This is a genomic window from Streptomyces sp. NPDC030143, from assembly GCF_055573695.1.
Genome location: NZ_JBVIAY010000006.1, coordinates 55444 through 73272, shown reverse-complemented (window position 1 = coordinate 73272; position 17829 = coordinate 55444). Strand labels below are relative to the sequence as shown.

Sequence of the window (17829 nt, the reverse complement as noted above, 5' to 3'; positions counted from 1 at the left end):
CCGGCGATCGTCCTGGAGTTGGGGAGTTCCTGATGAACCGTCGTACGGTCATGCTCGCGGTGCCCGCGCTCACCCTCGCCTACGGCCTGTTCCGGATCGCGGACGGAGTGGACGGCGAGCGGGGGCCCGGGCCCGCCTGGACCCTGGGCCATCTGGTGTTCTGCGTGGCACTGGTGCTGTTCGTGGTGGTGTTCCGCTGGCTGAGAGGGCTCGCCCCGTCGGGCGACCGCGTCGCGGCGGTGGCGCACTGGACGGCGACGGCCGGAGCCGCCGTACTCCTGGTGCAGTTCGGGATCGACCTGGTGGCGGGGGCGGTGTCCGCGGACCATCTGGAGATGTCGCGGTTCACGGAGCGGGTCTCCGAAGTGCCCGGCGTGGCACCGGTCGTCTACGACGTCGGCCCGTACCTCTTCTACGTGGGCATGCTCGCCCTCATCGTGCGGCTGGCCGTGGTCCGGGTGGTCAAGCCGTGGACGGCGCTCCTCGTCCTCGCCGACCTGGTGATGCCGCTGGCCGACAAGGACCTGATCCCGGTCGGGGCGCTGCTACTGTCCGTCTCCTTCGCGCAGATCGCGCGGGTGATGGAGTCGCGGCAGGCCGCCTCCGGTACGGCGGACGGCCGTGGCGCGGGGCGCCCGGCGGCGGCCGATGCGCGGTGACGCGTGAGGGGGAGTTGTGACCGGGGGAGCTGTGAGCCGGCCGGACGTGGGCGCGCGGACCGACCGGATACGGCGGCGGCTGCGCTCCTTGCCCCCGCGCGCCGTCGACGCCGGGCTCGCGGCTCTCGTGGCCGCCGCCCAGCTCTGGCCCTTCGCCGCGAGGACCGACGGGGGCGGCGGACCGTGGAGCGGGTGGGGCGTCCTGGTCGTCCTGGGCTCGGCGGCGCCACTGTACTGGCGGCGGAACAACCCGGTACCCGTACTGATGGTGAGCCTCGCGGCGACCAGCAGCTACGACTACGTCGGCGAGGTGCCGTCCCAACCCGTCTGGTACGCCGCCCTGGTGGCGATCCACTCGGTCGCCGAGCGGTCGGGGCGGTGGGCCCGCACCACGGTGGTCGCCGCGACCGTATGCGGCTGCTTCGCCCTCGCCTCCTCCGAGTCGGGACTGCGGATGAGCGTGCTGTGCGTCGCGGCCTACGCGCTCGGCAGGGCGGCCGCCGTCGGCCGCGCCCACGCCGCACGGCTGGAGCGCGAGCGTCAGGCGGAAGCCGAGAAGGCCGCACTCGCCGAACGCGCCAGGATCGCGCGGGACATGCACGACATCCTGTCCCACGCGGTGAGCCTGATGGTCGTCCAGGCCGAGGCCGGACCCGTGGTCCTGGCCACGGACCCGGCTCGCGCGGAGCGTGCCTTCGATGCCATCGCCGGTGCGGGGCGCGATGCGATGGTGCAGCTCAGAGGGATCCTCGAAGTGCTCGACCCGGACCGGACGCCCCAGCCCGAGCGCACCCCGCAGCCCACCCTCGCCGACCTGGCCGTCCTGACCGCAGGATCGGGCCTCACGGTCGAGTGCACGCAGACCGACGGCTCGGGAGCCACCGTCGGGTTCCCGCGGGCCGACGGAGCCTGCCACCGTCCGCTCGCCCCGCACGTGGAGACCGCTGCGTTCCGCATCGTCCAGGAGGCGTTGACCAATATCGTCAGGCATGCGGGCACCGACCGTGCCCGGCTTCACCTCCAGTGGCAGGAAGACCGAGGCATCGTGCAGCTCGACATCACCGACGACGGCGCGGCCAGCGGACAGCGGCCCGCCCGGTCCCTCCCCTCCGGCGGCCACGGCCTGATCAACATCCGGGAACGTGCCCGTTCGTGCGGCGGGACCGCCGACTGCGGACCCCGTACCGACGGCCCCGGCTTCCGGGTCCGCGCCCGCCTCCCGCTCCTCCCTCCGTCATGAGCGGCGGTACGGCGGCCGGGCCGCTGCGCGTCGTCGTCGCCGACGACCAGGAACTGGTCCGGGCCGGCTTCGCGATGATCCTGGACGCCCAGCCCGACATCGAGGTCGTCGCGGAAGCCGCCGACGGAGCCGAGGCGATCGCGGCGGTACGGGATCACGCCCCGACCGTCGCACTGCTCGACATCCGTATGCCGGGCACGGACGGCCTCACTGCCACCGCCGAGATCTGCGCCACCACCTCCACCCGCGTGATCATCCTGACCACCTTCGACCTCGACGCGTACGTCTTCGAGGCGCTGCGCGCGGGCGCGAGCGGCTTCCTCCTCAAGGACGTCCGGCGCGACGATCTCGCTCACGCGGTCCGCGTCGTCGCGGGCGGCGAGTCCCTCCTCTCGCCATCCGTCACCAGCAAGCTCATCGCCCACTGCACCGGCGCGCCCGCCTCCGTGCCGTTGCTCCCCGATCCGCGCCTCGACTCCCTCACCTCGCGCGAGACCGAGACCCTGCGTCTGCTCGCCCGGGGCCTCACCAATCCGGAGATCGCCGCGACCATGGTCATCAGCGAGCACACCGTGAAGACCCACGTGAGCAGCGTTCTCGCCAAGCTCGGCCTCCGTGACCGCATCCAGGCGGTGATCACGGCCTACGAAGCAGGCCTGGCGGTACCGGGCCGCAGGGACCCGATGGAGGCTGCGACCAGGGCGTCTTCCTCCAGCTCCGCCAGGGCGACGCCGGCAGCCCCACTGCGCGGGGCGCACGGAGGGGTCGAGCGGTAGTGGCGACGCGAAGGGGCCCGGGCTGCGATCACAGGGAGACGTCACGGCGGTGACGGAAACGAGCGGCGCTCCGCTCTGCGGTGCCGCGTCAGCCAACGCCCTCCCCCGTCTGCCCCGTCCCTCGCGCCGTTCTCTGAGCCGGCGGGCTCGTGACCGTTTCCGGGAGTGGGAGGAGAACTCGGACAGCTGCGGCCGAGAGGGCCCGACCCTTTCCGTACCCGTAGCGGAAAGACGCTGGATCACCGCGGACCACGCGGCCTGATCAGGCGCTTACAGCGCAAGGACCTTTTAGATGGTTTCATCCGGTTCTGCAACACTGCCCGTTTCCGGTTTCGCAGCGTATGGGGTGGTGAGTCGGACAGGGCGAGTGAACGCGACAAGAGAGAGAAGGGTGAGACAGGTGATCACCCGCGAGCAGATTCCGACCGTGCTCGACCACCCCGTCTACGACGCCGACGGCAACAGGATCGGCGATGCCAGACACGTCTTCCTCGACGACGTCAGCGGTCAGCCCGAGTGGGTCAGCGTCAACACCGGCCTGTTCGGCACCCATGAGTCCTTCGTGCCCATCCAGGACGCCTCCGTCGTGGAAGACCACTTGGAGGTCCCCTACCCCAAGGACACGGTGAAGGACGCGCCCAACGTCGACGTCGATGCAGGCGGGCACCTGTCCGAGGAGGAGGAACACCGCCTGTACGAGCACTACGGCATCGACTGGGACGCCGCCTGGCAGCAGGCCGACCGCCCCGGCGAGGCCGGCCGGGCCCCCACGGACGCCGGCGACACGACCGGCACCTCCCGTGACATCGGCACCCGTGAGACCACCGCCGTGCCCGGCACCGCAGACACCAGGACCGGCACCGCAGACACCACGCCCGGGTCCGACGACGCCATGACGCGTTCGGAGGAGCGCATGCAGGTCGGCACCGAGCGCCGCGAGGCCGGCCGGGCGCGGCTGCGCAAGTACGTCGTCACCGAGGACGTGCGGCAGACCGTACCGGTGCGCCACGAGGAGGCCCGTGTCGAACGGGAGCCGATCACGGACGAGAACCGGGATGCGGCCATGGCCGGGCCCGACATCACCGAGGCCGAGCACGAGGTCGTCCTGCACGAGGAACGCCCCGTGACAGAGACCGAGACGGTGCCGGTGGAGCGGGTGCGCATGTCGGTCGAGGAGCGCACCGACGAGGAAACGGTGCGCGGCCACGTCCGCAAGGAGCAGATCGACACCGATGCCGTCGAGGAGGACCGGCGCGACAGGTGAACCGCCCTTGCTTGCCCGCGCCATGCCGCCCCGGACCGTTGCTCGAGTCGCTGCCCTCGGACAGCTGCCGACGGTCGGGCGGCCCGGGACGGGCGGGCACACGCGCGAGAGAAAGGAACCAGCCGTCATGACGCAGGTCGAGCAGCCGCTCACAGAAGCCGGCATCAAAGTCCGCCAAGTCAACCACTACCAGTTCAGTTGGGTGGCCGGAGAACCGGGCCAGAGCGGCACTTTCACTCTTCAGCTGGTCCTGGACGAAGGCGCCGGGGAGGAGGTCCTCACCGTGGACGCCGACGACGCTGACGTCCTGAAGGACCTCCTCGAGCACAATACGACCGTCCAGTACGACGTCCCGCGCCACACCCTCATGTTCGGCGTGACCCCCGCCGGCAGCTGACACCCGGCAGCCCACCGCACCGACCCGGCCGTCAGGAGCGGTGGGCTGGCTCCGTCCGATCGGCAGGCACGCTGTGCGGGCAGCTGTTTCGCCGCGGTCTGCCGCCCGTTGCGGCCCGGATGACCCCTCGCCACCGCTGTCGGCGGTGCGGGACGGCCGGGCCTCGCCGCTCGCCCCTCTGTGACGCACTGCCGCCCCTCATGACGGCTGCTCCCCCTTGTGGTCCGTTCAGAACGGCCCGAGATGCGTCCTCTCCAGGGGTGGGGAACAGTGGGTCGCAGTGCCGACGCGCTGCCGGCCCCGCTGCCCAACGGAAGGAAGACGAGATGTCGCAACGGAACACCGTCCTGCGCAGCCTGCACGACCTGGGACTGGCCGCATGGTTCGGCGGCTCCTTGATGGGCGCGGTAGGCCTCAACGGCGCGGGGCGTACCGAAAGCGCCACGCAGGCGAACACCGAACGGGTCATCAGTTCGGGTTGGGCGAAGTGGGCGCCCGTGAACGCCACCGCCATCGGCACCCACCTGGTCGGCAGCAGTGGTCTGCTCGCCGCGAACGCGGCACGGGTTGCCACCCAGCAGGGAGTGGCCGCCTCCACCGTGGCCAAGACGATCCTGACCGGAGCCGCCCTGGCGACCACCGCCTACAGCCGGGTGCTGGGCAAGAAGATCGAGCTGGCTTCCTCCACCGACCCGGAAGACGCCGAAAAGGCCCGCGAGCACCCCGTCGACAGGGAGAAGGCGCAGCGGCAACTCGCCTTCCTGCAGTGGGCCGTCCCGGCCCTCACCGGAGGCCTGCTCATCCTGAACGCGCTGCACGGAGAACAGCAACGCCCCGAGGAGCAAGCCCGCGGGATGTGGCAGCGGGCCATGAGCAGGGCACCGCACATGCCCTCCATGCCGCATGTGCCCCCCATGCCCTCCATGCCGGACTGGCGCTGGACGCACTGACGACCCCGGGCGGTCGTGACGCCGGCGAGCAGCGACGAGGCTGTCGAAGGATCCGGTCGGTCGAGCTTCTGACGCGCTGCCTCGTGGCCGGTTTCGTGCGGGCGTCAGGCGGGCCCTGATCCGTCATCGCGTCGGGCACCGAACCCGATCAGAACGACGACCACCAGCTGTCCGTCACGCGACAGCGCAGGGGCCCGGAAGGTCCGTGTGGACTCCCGGGCCCCTGCGCGGTGGGGCGCCCTGTGACCACCGGTTCAGCAGTTCCGGATGTACCACACAGGCGTCCAGTCGTAGTCGTAGGCGATCTTGTCCGGCAGGACGGCAGTCAGCACCCGGCCGTTCTGGTCGTAGAAGTACGCGGCTTCGCCGATCTGGTTGTTGACCACCTCGCCCCAGCCGTTCCAGTTCGACAGGGAGTACCGGTTGCAGTAGTAGAGGAAGAAGACCTTGTACTTCCCCACCGAGGGGTCCCAGACGGCGGGGCACAGATAGCCCTCGTTGCAGTCGACGGGACTGCCGGAACCCGTGTGCACGTAGTTGGCAGCCGGGGAGACCGTCGGAGAGGCCGCGGCCACTCGGGCCGAGGGCGAGCCCGCGCCCTCCGGCGCCGGCGGCATGATCATCGTGCGGCTGTCCTTCGCGCGGGGCGAGTCGGTGGCCGCCTGGGCCGGCCCTGCGGCCAAGGCGGAGAGCAGCACCGACATGAGCACGCCGATCACGCCGAGGAGGGAACGCCTGGTAGGTACCGTCACTGTTCTCGTGCTCATCACACGTACGTCCTTTCGTCTCACTCCGCCTCGAGCACGGCGGAACATCCGGCAACTCGTCCTCCGGATGGCTGATGCAGGGAGCGCGAGGGCTCCGCCGGGCCTGCTGCGGCGGAACAACTCCCCTCGGCTCACGGAATGTTGCATTCCGTCATGCCTGGCCAGGGATCGGTCGAGGTCCACACGTTCACCGCCGGAATGAACCCCCAGCCGTGCTGCCTCTCCTCACCAGGGGCGATACGGTCGCCCAGGGTGTAGTACCAGATGTTGTTGCCTCCGGCGTGCGCCGCGCCCCTGCCCCAGCACACGAACCAACTGGTCGAGCTGTCGATCCAGCCGATCACCCCACAGGCGGAGATGAAGCTGGCGCAGCCGTACAGAGGAGCCCCGGAACGGTTGCCGCACACCCAGTCGCTGGTCCAGGTGCGTCCCGTGTAGGCGTCGTAGTGACTGACGTTGCGGTGGGTGCACGACGCCTGGGCGCTCAGAGGACCGACGGCGCCCGTGCGTTGCTCTGTCACGGCGTACGTGCCGCCGCCCGGTGGCGACGATGCCTGGGCGGCACCCCCGCTCAACACCACGGCCAAGAGGGCGGCGACCACCGCCACGGTCTGTCTCACGGACATGCTCCGGCTCCGATGCGTAGAAGTCGATGGTCATCGCGGTCCTGTGCGCCCCGGTCGAAAGCCCGCGAAAAGGGGTGCGGTCGCCAGGACACCGTCTGCGAGCCTTACATCACGGAACCGCCCTGTCACGACACGCAACCATGCGACTTCACAGCCGATCGATGAGGAACTCACCATGACTGCTGGCGGAACAGCTGCCGACGACGCGTTACCGGCGGGCCCGGATCCCCGCGCCCCGAGCCTTCACCAACTACGCCTCTTCGTCGCCTTGGCCGAGGAACTCCACTTCTCGCGGGCCGCGGGGCGCCTCTTCATCACGCAGTCGGCACTGAGCCAGCAGATCAGGGACCTGGAGAGACGCCTCGGCCTGAAGCTGTTCACCCGGACCAGCCGGGCCGTCGGCCTCACCGCGCCCGGTCAGGTACTGCTGGCGGACGCGCGTGAGGCGGTCGCGGCCGTGGACCGGCTGCGCCGGAGTGCGGAGACCCAGGTGCGTCGGGCCTCCGGCCGTCTTGTCGTCGGCAGTATCGGCGCCGAGGCCGCGATGCCGCACACCCGCGCCGTGCTGCGCCTGTTGCACGAGCGGCACCCACGGATACACGTCGAGGTGCGCAGCCTGAACTTCGCCGACCACGTGGATGCCCTGTTCCGGCAGGAGGTCGATGTCGTCTTCCTCCGGCCACCCGTGCCGGAAGGAATCGACCTCCTGCACCTCGTCACCGAGCCACGGGTGGCCTGCCTGCCCGCGGACGACCCTCTCGCGGACCGGGAGCGGATCACCCTGGCCCAGCTGGCCCACCACCCGGTGATCGACGTGCCGCCGGAAGTGCCGAGGAACTGGTGGGACTTCTGGGCCGTCGATCCGCGACCCGACAACACCCCCGTTCGCTACGGGCCCGTCGCATCGGACGTGGAAGGGCTTCTGCATCTCGTGGCCCAGGGCAAGGGAATGTGTTTCCTGCCGGCTGCCGCCCGTGACTTCTTCCCCCGTCCCGGCGTCCGCTACGTCGACGTCGTCGATCTGTCGCCCTCCACCGCGGCGCTCGCGTGGCTGAGAACCGATCGGCCCCAACCGATCATCGACGCCGTTCTCGGAGCAGCCAGGTCGTTCCGCAGCGGCGAGGACTCCGGGCCTCGTGGCGTGTGACCGCAGCACCGCCGGACACTCCGCCAGGACTGAACACCTGTCAGAACTGCCGCGAAGGGGCCGGCCGGTGGCAAGCGGGGGAGGCGACCGCTCCGAACCACGGGCCGCGTCAAAGCTGCCGGAAGATCCGAGCCTGATCCCGTCAGCGACGCCGGCGGGCGTTGAGCCGGGCGGCCTGGCGCGTCAGGTGCCGGTGTTCGGCGAGGTTGGGTGCCTTGTGGGCCGCCTCGGCGTACAGCCGTGCCGCCGTCGTCAGGTCGCCGTCGCGCTCGTGGAGGTACGCGGCCACCGCGGCGTGGCGAGGCAGCGAGTCGTTCAGTGCCGCGAGCGCCGCCAGCCCGGCGCGAGGTCCGTCGGCCTCGCCGACGGCGACCGCGCGGTTGAGCCGGACGACCGGGCTGTCGGTCAGGCGGGTGAGCTCGTCGTACCACTCGACGATCTGCACCCAGTCGGTCTCCTCGGCGCTGGGCGCGTCGGCGTGGAGCGCCGCGATGGCGGCCTGGGCCTGGAACTCGCCCAGCCGGTCGCGGGCCAGGGCCGCCTGGAGGATCTCGACTCCCTCGGCGATCGACCCGGTGTCCCACCGGCCGCGGTCCTGCTCGGCGAGCGGCACCAGGCTGCCGTCGGGCGCGGTCCGGGTGGCACGCCGGGCGTGGTGGAGCAGCATGAGGGCGAGCAGCCCCGTCGCCTCGGGGTGGTCGAAGGCGGCCGCGAGCCGCCGGGTAAGCCGGATGGCTTCGGCGGCGAGGTCGACGTCGCCGGCGTAGCCCTCGTTGAAGACCAGGTAGAGGACGCGCAGTACGGTGGCGACGTCGCCGGGCTGGTCGAACCGCACGCCGGAGACCGTGCGCTTGGCCCGGCTGATGCGTTGTGCCATGGTCGCCTCGGGCACCAGGTAGGCCTGGGCGATCTGGCGGGTGGTGAGCCCGCCGACGGCGCGCAGCGTGAGCGCGACCGCGGACGCCGGCGTCAGCGACGGGTGGGCGCACAGGAAGTAGAGCTGGAGCGTGTCGTCCACCGCGGGCGCGGGCCCGGGCGCCGGCTCCCCGTCGACGAGGTCCTCACGCCGACGGCGGGAAGCGTCCGACCGGGCCGCGTCGAGGAACTTGCGCCAGGCCACGGTCACCAGCCAGCCCTTCGGGTCCCGCGGCTGGTCGGCGGGCCAGACGCGGACCGCCTCGACCAGCGCGTCCTGCACGGCGTCCTCGGCCGCCGCGAAGTCGGCTCCGCGGCGGACGAGGAGGGCGAGCACGCTCGGCGTGAGGCTTCGGAGCAGGGCCTCGTTCATCGATGAGGTCACTCCGTGATGGTGGGCGGGGCGGTCAGGAACGGGCGCACCTCGAGCCACTCGTGGATGGGCTTCCCGCCCGCCCCGGGGGCGGCCGACAGTTCCCCGGCCAGCTCGACGGCGCGCTCGTAGCTGTCGACGTCGATCACCATCCAGCCGGCGATGAGGTCCTTGGTCTCGGCGAACGGGCCGTCGGTGACCGGCGGGCGCCCCTCACCGTCGTAGCGGACCCAGGTTCCCTCGGGGGCGAGCGCCTGACCGTCGACGAACTCGCCGGTGTTCTCCAGCCGGGCCGCGAAGTCGTTCATGTACTGCACGTGCGCCGAGATCTCCTCCGGCGCCCACTGGTCCATGGGCACGTCGTTGACCGCTGCCGGAGCGCCGCGGTAGTGCTTGAGCAACAGGTACTTGGCCATCGTGTTTCTCCTCGGTGCTGGTGCGCCCCATTGTGGTCGCGTTCACCCCGGGGACGGAGCCGGCCACGGGTTCTCGACATCGTCATCCGAAGTTTTCCGGGCTCCGGTGGATGTGCCCGGGTGAGCCGTCTCGTGGGGTCTCGGATCTGTGGGCGTGCGTGCCGGACTGGGGCCGGCACGGGTGGGCTCGGCGGCGCACGGCACGGCCGTGTACGAGGAGGTGCCGCCCTGCTTCACCGCCCACCCGGCCGACCGGTGGGACGCCGCCCAGCCTCCGGGCCGCGCAGCGCGGGTCCGGCCGGGCGGGCCGCTCCGGCGGGCCGAACCCGACCGGCCACCGCGTCGAACCACGGGCCCCGGCCCGGCCCGTGCGACCGGGCCGGGACACGGCCGCCCAAGTGTCAGAGAATGCGCCAGGCGACGGCGTACGGCTGGGTGAACCGGGTGATCCGGTGGGCTCTGACGACGACCTCGGCCTCCCCGGCGGGGATGTCCCGCCACAGCACCTGCTCGACGTTGTTGACACGGTCGAATCCGGGGTCGGTGCCCATGTTGCCGTGGCGCTCCCGACCGTCAGCCCGGACGATCAGGTCGAGGTCGTTCTGCAGGGCCGCGCCAGGGGGGTCCGTCCAGACGAGGGTGACCTTCAGGGTGTGGGGCGCCCCCGCCGGGATCGTGAGGGCGAACGCGCGCTCTTCCCCCTGGTCCAGTTCCTTGGCGTCGGTGAAGCCCGCCCGGCCGGCGTCGGTCGGCAGGACGACGGAACGCTGGAGGTTGACGATGCCGAAACCTGAGCTGTTGTTCGGGGAGGCGCCCGCCTCGGTGGGGGTGTACTGGCCGGGAAGTTCGTCGGCACCGTTGATCAGCATGGCCTTGATGAGCGCGGCGCTGGGCTTCGGCGTGCCGTTCTTCATCAGTGTCTCGCGCAGCACCGCCACGCAGCCGGCGACCAGCGGGGTGGCCATGCTGGTGCCGCTTTCGAACATGTACGCGGGATCCGTGGAGACACCGAACCGGCCGGGATCGGGAGCCAGGCGCGAGCGGGTCGACAGGATGGCCGTGCCCGGGGCGACGACATCCGGCTTGAACCGGCCTTCCTGGGTCGGGCCGCGGCTGCTGAAGGCCGCCAGGCCCGCCGGGTTGTCCGCCATCCGGTCGCCGTTGATCGGCGGGGAGGGGAACGAAAGCGGCCGCAGCTCGTCGTAGGTGCGGGAGATCTCGGGGCGGTTGCCTTCGCTGGCACCGACGGTGATGACGTTCTTGGCTCCGGTCTCCCCGCTCACGGACCTCAGGTTGACGCGGCCGTCACCGTCGCGGTCCGTGCCGTCGTTTCCTGCGGCGAAGCAGATGACGAAGTCCTTGTTGTCCCAGACCATCTGATCGGCTTCGGCCGCGCTCCGGTTGTAGGGGAGCCCCGGGGTGACCGGGCCCCACGAGTTGGTGTGGATCCGCGCCCCGTCCTCCAGGAAGGGTGGCATGAACAGGTCGAGCAGGTTGTCCGGGATGCCGGTGAGGGAGCCCTCCCCGTCCATCAGGGACTGCAGGACCAGTCTCGCCTCGGGGGCCGTGCCGGTGACGGCACCGCCCATCGACGCCGACGTCCCGTCGCCGAGGACGGAACCCGCCACGTGGGTGCCGTGCCCGTCAGGGTCGTCCGTCCGCGCGGGACTCTTGCGGCCCAGGGCGATCAGGCGTTTGACCCGGCCGTTGAAGGCGGGGTGCACGTTGGTGGTCGACCCCTTGTCGAAGCCGGTGTCGGCGACGCACACGATCTGGCCCTCGCCGCGGAACCTCGTGCCGTTGAGCGACACGTCCGCGTGCATCAACGTCCCCGCGACGGTGTTGTACAGCGTCCTCTCGGGGACCTCCTCGATGGTCCGCACCTCGTCGAGTGCGGCCAGATCGGCCAGGTCCTCCTCACGGACCGTCATGCGCAGCTTGCCGTGGCCGGGCCGGACGTCGCCGGGGCTGACTCCGGCCGCCGCGGCGATCCGGTCCCGCACCCCGTGTGTACCCGCGTCCACGTCCTCGTGGAGGACGATGTCGACGGTACGGGTCCGGGGGCTCGCCGTCTCCATGGGGTCGGCCAGCACGGCGACACCCGGGCGGAGCCGGGCCGACCGAAGCGACTGGGCGATCTTGAAGCCCTTGAGGTAGACATCCGCCCAGGCCACGAAGGGCAGTGCGCGCACGGCGGCCAGATCCGTGTCCCGGTAGCCGCACAGGTAGGTGTCGTCCGGAACGTACTCCTGAATCACCACGCCGGCTTCCGCGAGCTGTTCCTTCTCCTCGGGCGTGGGCGGGTGCGTGGTCTGGACGAGCAGGTAGTTGGACTCGGAGGCGTCCTCGGACGTCAGCGAGCGGGTGGCCATCTCGTCGGCCTGGACCAGCGGGTCCACCGTGACGCCGTTGATGGTGATACGGGACATGCCGAACTCCCGGAGGGTGCGGGTGAGGGCGAAGGCGCGCACCGGGCGGCCGCGGCTCCGTCCGCCGAGGCCCGGGCTGCGCCCACCCGACCGGAGCCCGTCCGGGACGGTGGCACGCCCGGCTGCGCGGTCACTTCCGTTCAGCCCACACGCTAGGCGGGCGACTGCCCGCCGGCACGTGGAGCCCCGGGTCAGGCGCCCATCCGGGCCCGATGTTGCTCCGAAGGGGGCGTCCCCGCAGACGGGTGGTGCTCGATGATCGGCCGCCTTCCGCGAGGGGCCGGGCGGGCTGTGCGGGGGCCCGGAGAACTTCGGGTGGGTGAAGGCGTGGGAAGCCCTCGTGGTGCGGGCTTCCGGGCTCGTGCTCTACTGCCGGGTCGCGGTGTCGGGGTCGATGCCTTGGGCCCGCGCGTCGGCGTCGATGATGCGACGGGACCACGGGGCGAGGCCGGCGCGTATGCCGTCGTAGTGGGCGGCGAATACCGGATCGGCCTCATACGTGCGGCAGAGACAGACCGTCTGGCCGTCGGCGTCAGCGGTGTCAGGCACACTCCTCAGTGTCGCCGCGACCGACGCCCGGTGGGGTGATGCCGATGGCTTCGAGGTCCCGCGCCTGCCGAGTGAGGACGACCGACCTCAGCCCCGTCCGAACTGCACCTCGGCCCACCGGCTGGTCCCGTCGGCGGTCACTCGCACGCCGCACCGAACGGACAGGGCGGTGACGATGCCCAGGCCACGGCCGTGCTCGTCCGGGTCGACAGCGGAAGCCGACAGCACCTGTGGGGCCGCCGGCCCCGTGTCGGTGACTTCGACGCGTACGGCTCCGCGCCGGCCGGCCTCACTCCGCGAGAGCGTCAGCGTCGCCGGAGGCAGGGCGTGGACGATCGCGTTGGTGAGCAGCTCCGAGGCGACCAGCAGCACGTCCTCGGCGGTGTCCGCGCCCAGGTTCCAGTCGGCGAGGGCCGCGCGCACTCGTCGGCGCAGCGTCGGCACAGCCCCCGGGGTGTGGGGGAGCGGGAAGACGCGTTCGGCTTCCCCGCAGGGCGCGGCGTGGAGCTGCGCAGTTGCCATGTGTCCTCCTCCTGAGGGAAGCCGGTCGGATGCAGGCCGGGCGTTATGCACGCTAGGGAGGGAGGAGGAGCCGGTCAACGAACGACGGTCGGCATTACCGAACGCCAGCCCAAATTTGACAATTTTCGGATTACTATCGCCTCGTGGTGGCCAGTCCAGTCCAGTCCATCGAACGGGCGGCGGCGATATTGCGTCTGCTCGCCGGCGGCTCCCGTCGGCTGGGGCTGGGGGAGGTGGCGTCCTCGCTGGGGCTGGCCAAGGGCACCGCCCACGGCATCCTGCGCACCCTGCAGCACGTGGACTTCGTGGAGCAGGACGCGGCGACCGGAAAATACCAGCTCGGCGCAGCTCTGCTGCACCTCGGCACCAGTTACCTCGACGTCAACGAGCTGCGCTCGCGCTCCATCAACTGGGCCGACGCCCTGGCCGCCCGCAGCGGGGAGGCCGTCCGTCTGGGTACCCCCCTGGAAGGCAAGGTGCTCGTCATCCACCACGTCTTCCGGCCGGACGACACCTTCCAGACCCTGGACGTAGGCGCGCTGCTGCCCCTGCACGCCTCCTCGCTCGGCAAGGTCCTGCTGGCCTTCGGCGCCACGCCCGTCGACCCCCTGCTGGAGGCCGAACCGGAGGCGTACACCCGTCACACCCTGGTGGAGCCGCAGCAGCTCAACCGGGCGCTCGTCGAGATACGGGAGCTCGGCTGGGGCGCCGAAGTGCAGGAGATGAGCATGGGCGAAGCCGGGATCGCCGCGCCGATCCGGGGGCACGGCGGTCTTGTGGTGGGCGCGATCGGAGTGTCCGGCCCCGTCGAGCGGATCTGCGACACCAAAGGCCGGTTCCAGCCGGCCCTGATCACCGTACTGCGTGAGGCGGCACGCGCGATCTCCAGAGACCTGGGCGCGGCCCGCTGGTAAGCCCCAGCGCCTCCGCGGCTCATCGGAAGGCAGGTCCGATCATGGTTGAACGGTATGTGATGTCCATCGACCAGGGAACGACCTCCACACGATGCATCCTGTTCGACCATGCCGGGCGGCTGAGGTCGGTCGCCCAGCGGGAGCACCACCAGTACTTCCCCCGTCCCGGCTGGGTCGAGCACGACGCCGTCGAGGTCTGGCGCAACCTCCAGCGCGTCGTACCCGAGGCACTGTCGAACGCCCGGATAGACCCGCAGCAGATCTCCGCCATCGGGATCGCCAACCAGCGCGAGACGACGGTGGTCTGGGACGCGCACACGGGCGTCCCGCTCGGCAGGGCGATCGTCTGGCAGGACACCCGCACCGCCCCGCTCGTGGAGGACCTGAGGAAACAGCCCGGGGACGAGTTCTTCCTCGAACGCTGCTGCCTGCCCCCGTCGACCTACTTCTCCGCGCCCCGCATCCGCTGGCTGTTCGACCACGTCGACGGACTGGAGCGGCGCGCCCGGGACGGCGAGGTGCTGTTCGGCACCATGGAGAGCTGGCTGATCTGGAACCTCACCGGCGGTACGGACGGCGGGCTGCACATCACCGACGCCACCAACGCCAGCCGCACCATGCTCATCGACATCCGGACGCTGACCTGGGACGAAGGGCTGATGGACTTCTTCGGTGTGCCGCGCCCGATGCTGCCGGAGATCCGGCCCTCGGCGGCGTGGTACGGCGAGGCCCGCTCCGTGCTCCCGGGCGTCCCCCTCACGGCCGCTCTCGGCGACCAGCAGGCGGCCCTGTTCGGGCAGACCTGTTTCTCGCCCGGCGAGGCGAAGTGCACCTACGGGACCGGCAGCTTCCTCATGATGAACACCGGCACCGACGTCGTCCGCTCCCGCCACGGGCTCCTCACCACCGTCGCGTACAAGATCGACGGCCAGCAGCCGGTCTACGCCCTGGAAGGCCCGATCGCCGTCACCGGCTCGCTGGTGCAGTGGTTCCGCGATCGTCTGGGCCTGATCAACAGCGCACCCGAGATCGAGACGCTGGCGCGCACCGTCGAGGACAACGGCGGCTGCTACATCGTCCCCGCGTTCTCCGGCCTGTTCGCGCCGCACTGGCGCAGCGACGCCCGGGGCGTCATCGTCGGCCTCACGTCATACATCACGAAGGGCCACCTGGCCCGGGCCGCGCTGGAGGCCACCGGCTGGCAGACCCGAGAGGTCGTCGACGCCATGAACGCCGACTCCCCGTTCGTCCTCGAGCAACTCAAGGTGGACGGAGGCATGACGTCCGACCACCTGCTCATGCAGATCCTGGCCGACGTGCTCGACGTGCCCGTGGTACGGCCCCTGGTCGCCGAGACGGTGTCGCTGGGCGCGGCCTACGCCGCCGGTCTCGCGGTCGGCTACTGGCCGGATCTGGAGGTCCTGCGCCGCAACTGGCACCGGGCCGCCCAGTGGCTGCCGGACATGGAAGCCGACCGGCGGGAGTGGGAGTACGAGTGCTGGCAGCGCGCCGTCGAGCGGTCCCTGGGGTGGATCCGACCGCCGGAACCCTCGTGACGAGCCTGCCGGCGGTGGCCGCGGCGCCCGCCCGGGCCTGGCCGGTCGCGCCGGGCTGTGCCACACCGACGACGGTCCGTGTCGGACAGGAGCAGCCACGTCAGGCGCGCCTCAGCGCGGGCATGAGTCGGAGTGCGTTGGCGCGGTTGATGCCGCGACGTTGGCGGTCGGTGAGGAAGGGGTCGGTCTTGACGGCCGGCACGGTGAAGTCCGTGATGATGTCGGCGGAGGCGGCCGGCCAGTCGGTGCCGAAGAGGATCCGGTCGGCACCGGCAGTGGCCACCAGAGTGCCCGAGGGGGCCAGCGGGCCCGCAGTGTCGTAGTAGAAGCGGTGGAGACAGTCCCTTACGGAGGCAGCCTCGAGGGGCGGGGTGCAGAAGTCGCCGAAGGCCTCCATGCGGGTGGCGATCTGGGGGAGGAATCCGCCGGCGTGTGGCAGGACGACCGACAGGTGCGGGAAGCGGTCGAGTGTCCTCGTACGGATCAGGTTCACAGCGGCACGCGTGGTGTCCAGCAGGAAATCGCACATGAAGTTCGGAATGCCGGGGACCGTGGGCACGCCGGGTGGTCCGCCCGGGAGATCGAGCGGGTGGGTGAACAGGACCGCGGCGCGTTCGTCGAGTTCTGCGAGGAAGCGGTCGTACGAGGGATCACCGAGGTAGACACCGTTGTAGTTGGCCTTCACGCTGACACCGACGGCCCCCAGCTCGTCGAAGGCGCGTCGGAGAGCCCACGTGGTCACCTCGGGATGGTCCAGGACAGCGGGGCCGAGGACGGCGAAGCGGCCGGGGTGCAGGGCCACCAGGTCGGCCATCGCCTCGAAGACGACGCTCAGACCTTCCCTGGCCTGCGCCGCGGAGCCGCCACCGCCCCACCCGTGACGAGCAGACTGCGCCGACTCATGGCCTGGGTCCATTCCGACATCCGCGTATCCCGTCCGTAACGCCGTCAGCTTGTCGCACCACGATGACCCGGCGACAGGCGCGCGATCAGCACGGCGTGCCCTGTTCGCGGCCGGTTACCCCGGACGGACGCGATCCAGGAGGAAGGGGCTCGCCGGTTCCCGCCGTTGCCCGGTCTCACGACGGACGCCCCTCCGACCGCTGGATGGGGAGGAGGTCACGGCCACCCGGTCGTGTCCGTCCCGGACAGCCGCGTCAGGGCGAACGCGACGACGAGAGCCGGCCACTCCTCCTCGGCCCCGGCCGCACCGGCACCGCGCCGGTCACGCCGTTGCGCAGCCGCTCGAACACGAGGCGGCCCGCGGCCCCCGCACGGCCGGCTGGAGCCCGGCACGGCCGCGTCCGGCGGCGGCACGGCTCAGTCACGACCTGTGGAACGACACCGCCATCTCGGCGCAGCGCACGGGCGGGGCACCACCCGGACCCGCTCCGGCCCAGGCCGACGCCCGGGACCCGCCCCCCTACCGCTCGCCCGCCCACCCTGGCCGCCGACCGCGTCCGGGCGCGGGCGTGCTCGGCGCCGGTCGCTCTGTGTACCTTCGTAACAGGCTCAGGAACACACCTACGAGACTGATCGGAAGGCATGCCGACATGACCGGGCAGCGCGACCGCTGGGCGGAACTGACAGGTGGACAAGCCGGAGAGGGATACGCCCGGCGGTTCGCGCGGCTCGCCGAAGCCGGCCACGACATCCACGGTGAGGCCGCCTTCTGCGACGCGCTGCTGAAGCCGGCCGCCCGGATACTCGACGCCGGCTGCGGCACCGGACGGATCGCGATCCGCCTCACCGAGCTGGGACACCACTGCACCGGCGTGGACGTCGACCCCTCGATGCTCGCCGTCGCCCGCCGCGAGGCCCCCACGCAGGAGTGGCTCCTCGGCGACCTGGCCCGTCTCGATGCCCTCGGCCTCGACCCGGGCTTCGACCTGGCGCTCGCCGCCGGGAACGTCATCCCCCTGCTGGCCCCCGGCACCGAAGCAGCCGTCGTCCAGCAGCTCGCCGCCGCACTGCGCCCCGGCGGACTGCTGGTCACGGGCATGGGACTGGACGCGGCACACCTGCCGCTGCCGGAACCGCCGGTGACCCTCACGGAGTTCGACCACTGGTGCACCCGGGCCGGACTGACCCTGCGGCAGCGCTACGCCACCTGGAGCGGCGATCTCCACGTCGAAGGCTGCGGCTACGCCGTCAGCGTGCACTCCCGCCCCGCCACGTGAGTCCGCACGCTGTCCGCGACCGTGCTCCTCGGGTCCGCGGCTGACGAACGTCGTACGCCTTGTCCGCATGGAGGCACTTGGGCCTGAAACGACGGCCGCGGCGGGGGCGTGTCCTGCTCGGTGACCGGCCGCGATGATCACCGGTCACG

Annotated in this window: 17 protein-coding genes and 1 pseudogene; 10 read left to right on the top strand and 8 right to left on the bottom strand. The window is 71.3% G+C overall.

Translation table 11 applies throughout. The features are described from left to right. The first annotated feature begins 32 nt into the window (after window positions 1-32). The 6 genes from ACZ4YY_RS12915 (at window position 33) to ACZ4YY_RS12890 (ending at window position 5286) form a co-directional block, all read left to right on the top strand. Entirely contained in the window at window positions 33-659 is a 627-nt protein-coding gene (locus ACZ4YY_RS12915) for a hypothetical protein (RefSeq protein ID WP_468287888.1), read from the top strand. A gap of 31 nt (window positions 660-690) precedes the next feature. Further along, complete coding sequence (locus tag ACZ4YY_RS12910; RefSeq protein WP_468287886.1) at window positions 691-1899, top strand: sensor histidine kinase; 1209 nt, start codon at window positions 691-693, stop codon at window positions 1897-1899. Then, complete coding sequence (locus ACZ4YY_RS12905) at window positions 1896-2675, top strand: response regulator (RefSeq protein ID WP_468287883.1); 780 nt, start codon at window positions 1896-1898, stop codon at window positions 2673-2675. Before ACZ4YY_RS12910 ends, ACZ4YY_RS12905 begins: the two co-directional genes overlap by 4 nt. Window positions 2676-3075: 400 nt before the next feature. After that, window positions 3076-3939 carry a PRC and DUF2382 domain-containing protein gene (locus ACZ4YY_RS12900; RefSeq protein WP_468288530.1) on the top strand — a complete coding sequence of 288 codons (864 nt, stop codon included), beginning with the start codon at window positions 3076-3078 and terminating at the stop codon, window positions 3937-3939. Between the two features lie 127 nt (window positions 3940-4066). Then, window positions 4067-4336 (top strand): hypothetical protein, encoded by a 270-nt coding sequence (locus ACZ4YY_RS12895; RefSeq protein ID WP_468287881.1) that lies wholly within the window; start codon window positions 4067-4069, stop codon window positions 4334-4336. 326 nt (window positions 4337-4662) lie between these two features. Then, window positions 4663-5286, top strand: a complete 624-nt coding sequence (locus tag ACZ4YY_RS12890; protein ID WP_468287878.1) for a hypothetical protein — start codon at window positions 4663-4665, stop codon at window positions 5284-5286. Window positions 5287-5540: 254 nt separating this feature from the next. On the opposite strand, the gene ACZ4YY_RS12885 is transcribed toward ACZ4YY_RS12890, so the two are convergent. Together ACZ4YY_RS12885 and ACZ4YY_RS12880 are read right to left on the bottom strand one after the other, a co-directional pair. After that, window positions 5541-6053 carry a hypothetical protein gene (locus tag ACZ4YY_RS12885; RefSeq protein WP_468287875.1) on the bottom strand — a complete coding sequence of 171 codons (513 nt, stop codon included), beginning with the start codon at window positions 6051-6053 and terminating at the stop codon, window positions 5541-5543. Between the two features lie 131 nt (window positions 6054-6184). Continuing rightward, on the bottom strand, window positions 6185-6679 hold the full coding sequence (locus ACZ4YY_RS12880) for a hypothetical protein (protein WP_468287873.1): 495 nt from the start codon (window positions 6677-6679) through the stop codon (window positions 6185-6187). A gap of 175 nt (window positions 6680-6854) precedes the next feature. Here ACZ4YY_RS12880 and ACZ4YY_RS12875 point away from each other — a divergent pair, with 175 nt between their 5' ends. Next, window positions 6855-7826 carry a LysR family transcriptional regulator gene (locus ACZ4YY_RS12875; protein ID WP_468287870.1) on the top strand — a complete coding sequence of 324 codons (972 nt, stop codon included), beginning with the start codon at window positions 6855-6857 and terminating at the stop codon, window positions 7824-7826. Window positions 7827-7968: 142 nt separating this feature from the next. Here the strand turns inward: ACZ4YY_RS12875 and ACZ4YY_RS12870 are convergent, their stop codons facing one another. From ACZ4YY_RS12870 to ACZ4YY_RS12850, 5 genes and pseudogenes are all read right to left on the bottom strand, one after another. Beyond that, window positions 7969-9114 carry an RNA polymerase sigma factor gene (locus ACZ4YY_RS12870; protein ID WP_468288527.1) on the bottom strand — a complete coding sequence of 382 codons (1146 nt, stop codon included), beginning with the start codon at window positions 9112-9114 and terminating at the stop codon, window positions 7969-7971. Window positions 9115-9122: 8 nt separating this feature from the next. Beyond that, window positions 9123-9530: a YciI family protein gene (locus tag ACZ4YY_RS12865; RefSeq protein ID WP_468287867.1), complete on the bottom strand. Its 408-nt coding sequence runs from the start codon at window positions 9528-9530 to the stop codon at window positions 9123-9125. Window positions 9531-9931: 401 nt separating this feature from the next. Beyond that, window positions 9932-11959, bottom strand: a complete 2028-nt coding sequence (locus ACZ4YY_RS12860) for a S8 family serine peptidase (protein WP_468287864.1) — start codon at window positions 11957-11959, stop codon at window positions 9932-9934. Between the two features lie 366 nt (window positions 11960-12325). Beyond that, a pseudogene (locus ACZ4YY_RS12855) lies at window positions 12326-12475 on the bottom strand (MerR family transcriptional regulator); the annotation flags it as partial. A gap of 120 nt (window positions 12476-12595) precedes the next feature. After that, window positions 12596-13030: an ATP-binding protein gene (locus ACZ4YY_RS12850; protein ID WP_468287862.1), complete on the bottom strand. Its 435-nt coding sequence runs from the start codon at window positions 13028-13030 to the stop codon at window positions 12596-12598. A gap of 146 nt (window positions 13031-13176) precedes the next feature. On the opposite strand from ACZ4YY_RS12850, the gene ACZ4YY_RS12845 reads away from it, so the two are divergent. After that, on the top strand, window positions 13177-13944 hold the full coding sequence (locus ACZ4YY_RS12845; protein ID WP_468288524.1) for an IclR family transcriptional regulator: 768 nt from the start codon (window positions 13177-13179) through the stop codon (window positions 13942-13944). 41 nt (window positions 13945-13985) lie between these two features. Further along, window positions 13986-15500 carry a glycerol kinase GlpK gene (gene glpK, locus ACZ4YY_RS12840; RefSeq protein WP_468287859.1) on the top strand — a complete coding sequence of 505 codons (1515 nt, stop codon included), beginning with the start codon at window positions 13986-13988 and terminating at the stop codon, window positions 15498-15500. A 100-nt stretch (window positions 15501-15600) separates the two neighbouring features. Here the strand turns inward: glpK and ACZ4YY_RS12835 are convergent, their stop codons facing one another. Next, window positions 15601-16416, bottom strand: coding sequence for an amidohydrolase family protein (locus ACZ4YY_RS12835; RefSeq protein ID WP_468287856.1), 816 nt, complete (start codon window positions 16414-16416; stop codon window positions 15601-15603). A gap of 637 nt (window positions 16417-17053) precedes the next feature. Here ACZ4YY_RS12835 and ACZ4YY_RS12830 point away from each other — a divergent pair. Further along, window positions 17054-17680, top strand: coding sequence for a class I SAM-dependent methyltransferase (locus ACZ4YY_RS12830; protein WP_468287853.1), 627 nt, complete (start codon window positions 17054-17056; stop codon window positions 17678-17680). The last annotated feature ends 149 nt before the right edge of the window (window positions 17681-17829 follow it).

Excerpts from the sequence above, each read along its gene's own strand:
- ACZ4YY_RS12915 (WP_468287888.1), top strand. The coding sequence starts at position 33 with ATGAACCGTCGTACGGTCATGCTCGCGGTGCCCGCGCTCACCCTCGCC.
- ACZ4YY_RS12905 (WP_468287883.1), top strand. The coding sequence starts at position 1,896 with ATGAGCGGCGGTACGGCGGCCGGGCCGCTGCGCGTCGTCGTCGCCGAC.
- ACZ4YY_RS12895 (WP_468287881.1), top strand. The coding sequence starts at position 4,067 with ATGACGCAGGTCGAGCAGCCGCTCACAGAAGCCGGCATCAAAGTCCGC.
- ACZ4YY_RS12890 (WP_468287878.1), top strand. The coding sequence starts at position 4,663 with ATGTCGCAACGGAACACCGTCCTGCGCAGCCTGCACGACCTGGGACTG.
- ACZ4YY_RS12885 (WP_468287875.1), bottom strand. The coding sequence starts at position 6,053 with ATGAGCACGAGAACAGTGACGGTACCTACCAGGCGTTCCCTCCTCGGC.
- ACZ4YY_RS12880 (WP_468287873.1), bottom strand. The coding sequence starts at position 6,679 with ATGTCCGTGAGACAGACCGTGGCGGTGGTCGCCGCCCTCTTGGCCGTG.
- ACZ4YY_RS12875 (WP_468287870.1), top strand. The coding sequence starts at position 6,855 with ATGACTGCTGGCGGAACAGCTGCCGACGACGCGTTACCGGCGGGCCCG.
- ACZ4YY_RS12870 (WP_468288527.1), bottom strand. The coding sequence starts at position 9,114 with ATGAACGAGGCCCTGCTCCGAAGCCTCACGCCGAGCGTGCTCGCCCTC.
- ACZ4YY_RS12865 (WP_468287867.1), bottom strand. The coding sequence starts at position 9,530 with ATGGCCAAGTACCTGTTGCTCAAGCACTACCGCGGCGCTCCGGCAGCG.
- ACZ4YY_RS12860 (WP_468287864.1), bottom strand. The coding sequence starts at position 11,959 with ATGTCCCGTATCACCATCAACGGCGTCACGGTGGACCCGCTGGTCCAG.
- ACZ4YY_RS12850 (WP_468287862.1), bottom strand. The coding sequence starts at position 13,030 with ATGGCAACTGCGCAGCTCCACGCCGCGCCCTGCGGGGAAGCCGAACGC.
- glpK (WP_468287859.1), top strand. The coding sequence starts at position 13,986 with ATGGTTGAACGGTATGTGATGTCCATCGACCAGGGAACGACCTCCACA.
- ACZ4YY_RS12835 (WP_468287856.1), bottom strand. The coding sequence starts at position 16,416 with ATGGACCCAGGCCATGAGTCGGCGCAGTCTGCTCGTCACGGGTGGGGC.
- ACZ4YY_RS12830 (WP_468287853.1), top strand. The coding sequence starts at position 17,054 with ATGACCGGGCAGCGCGACCGCTGGGCGGAACTGACAGGTGGACAAGCC.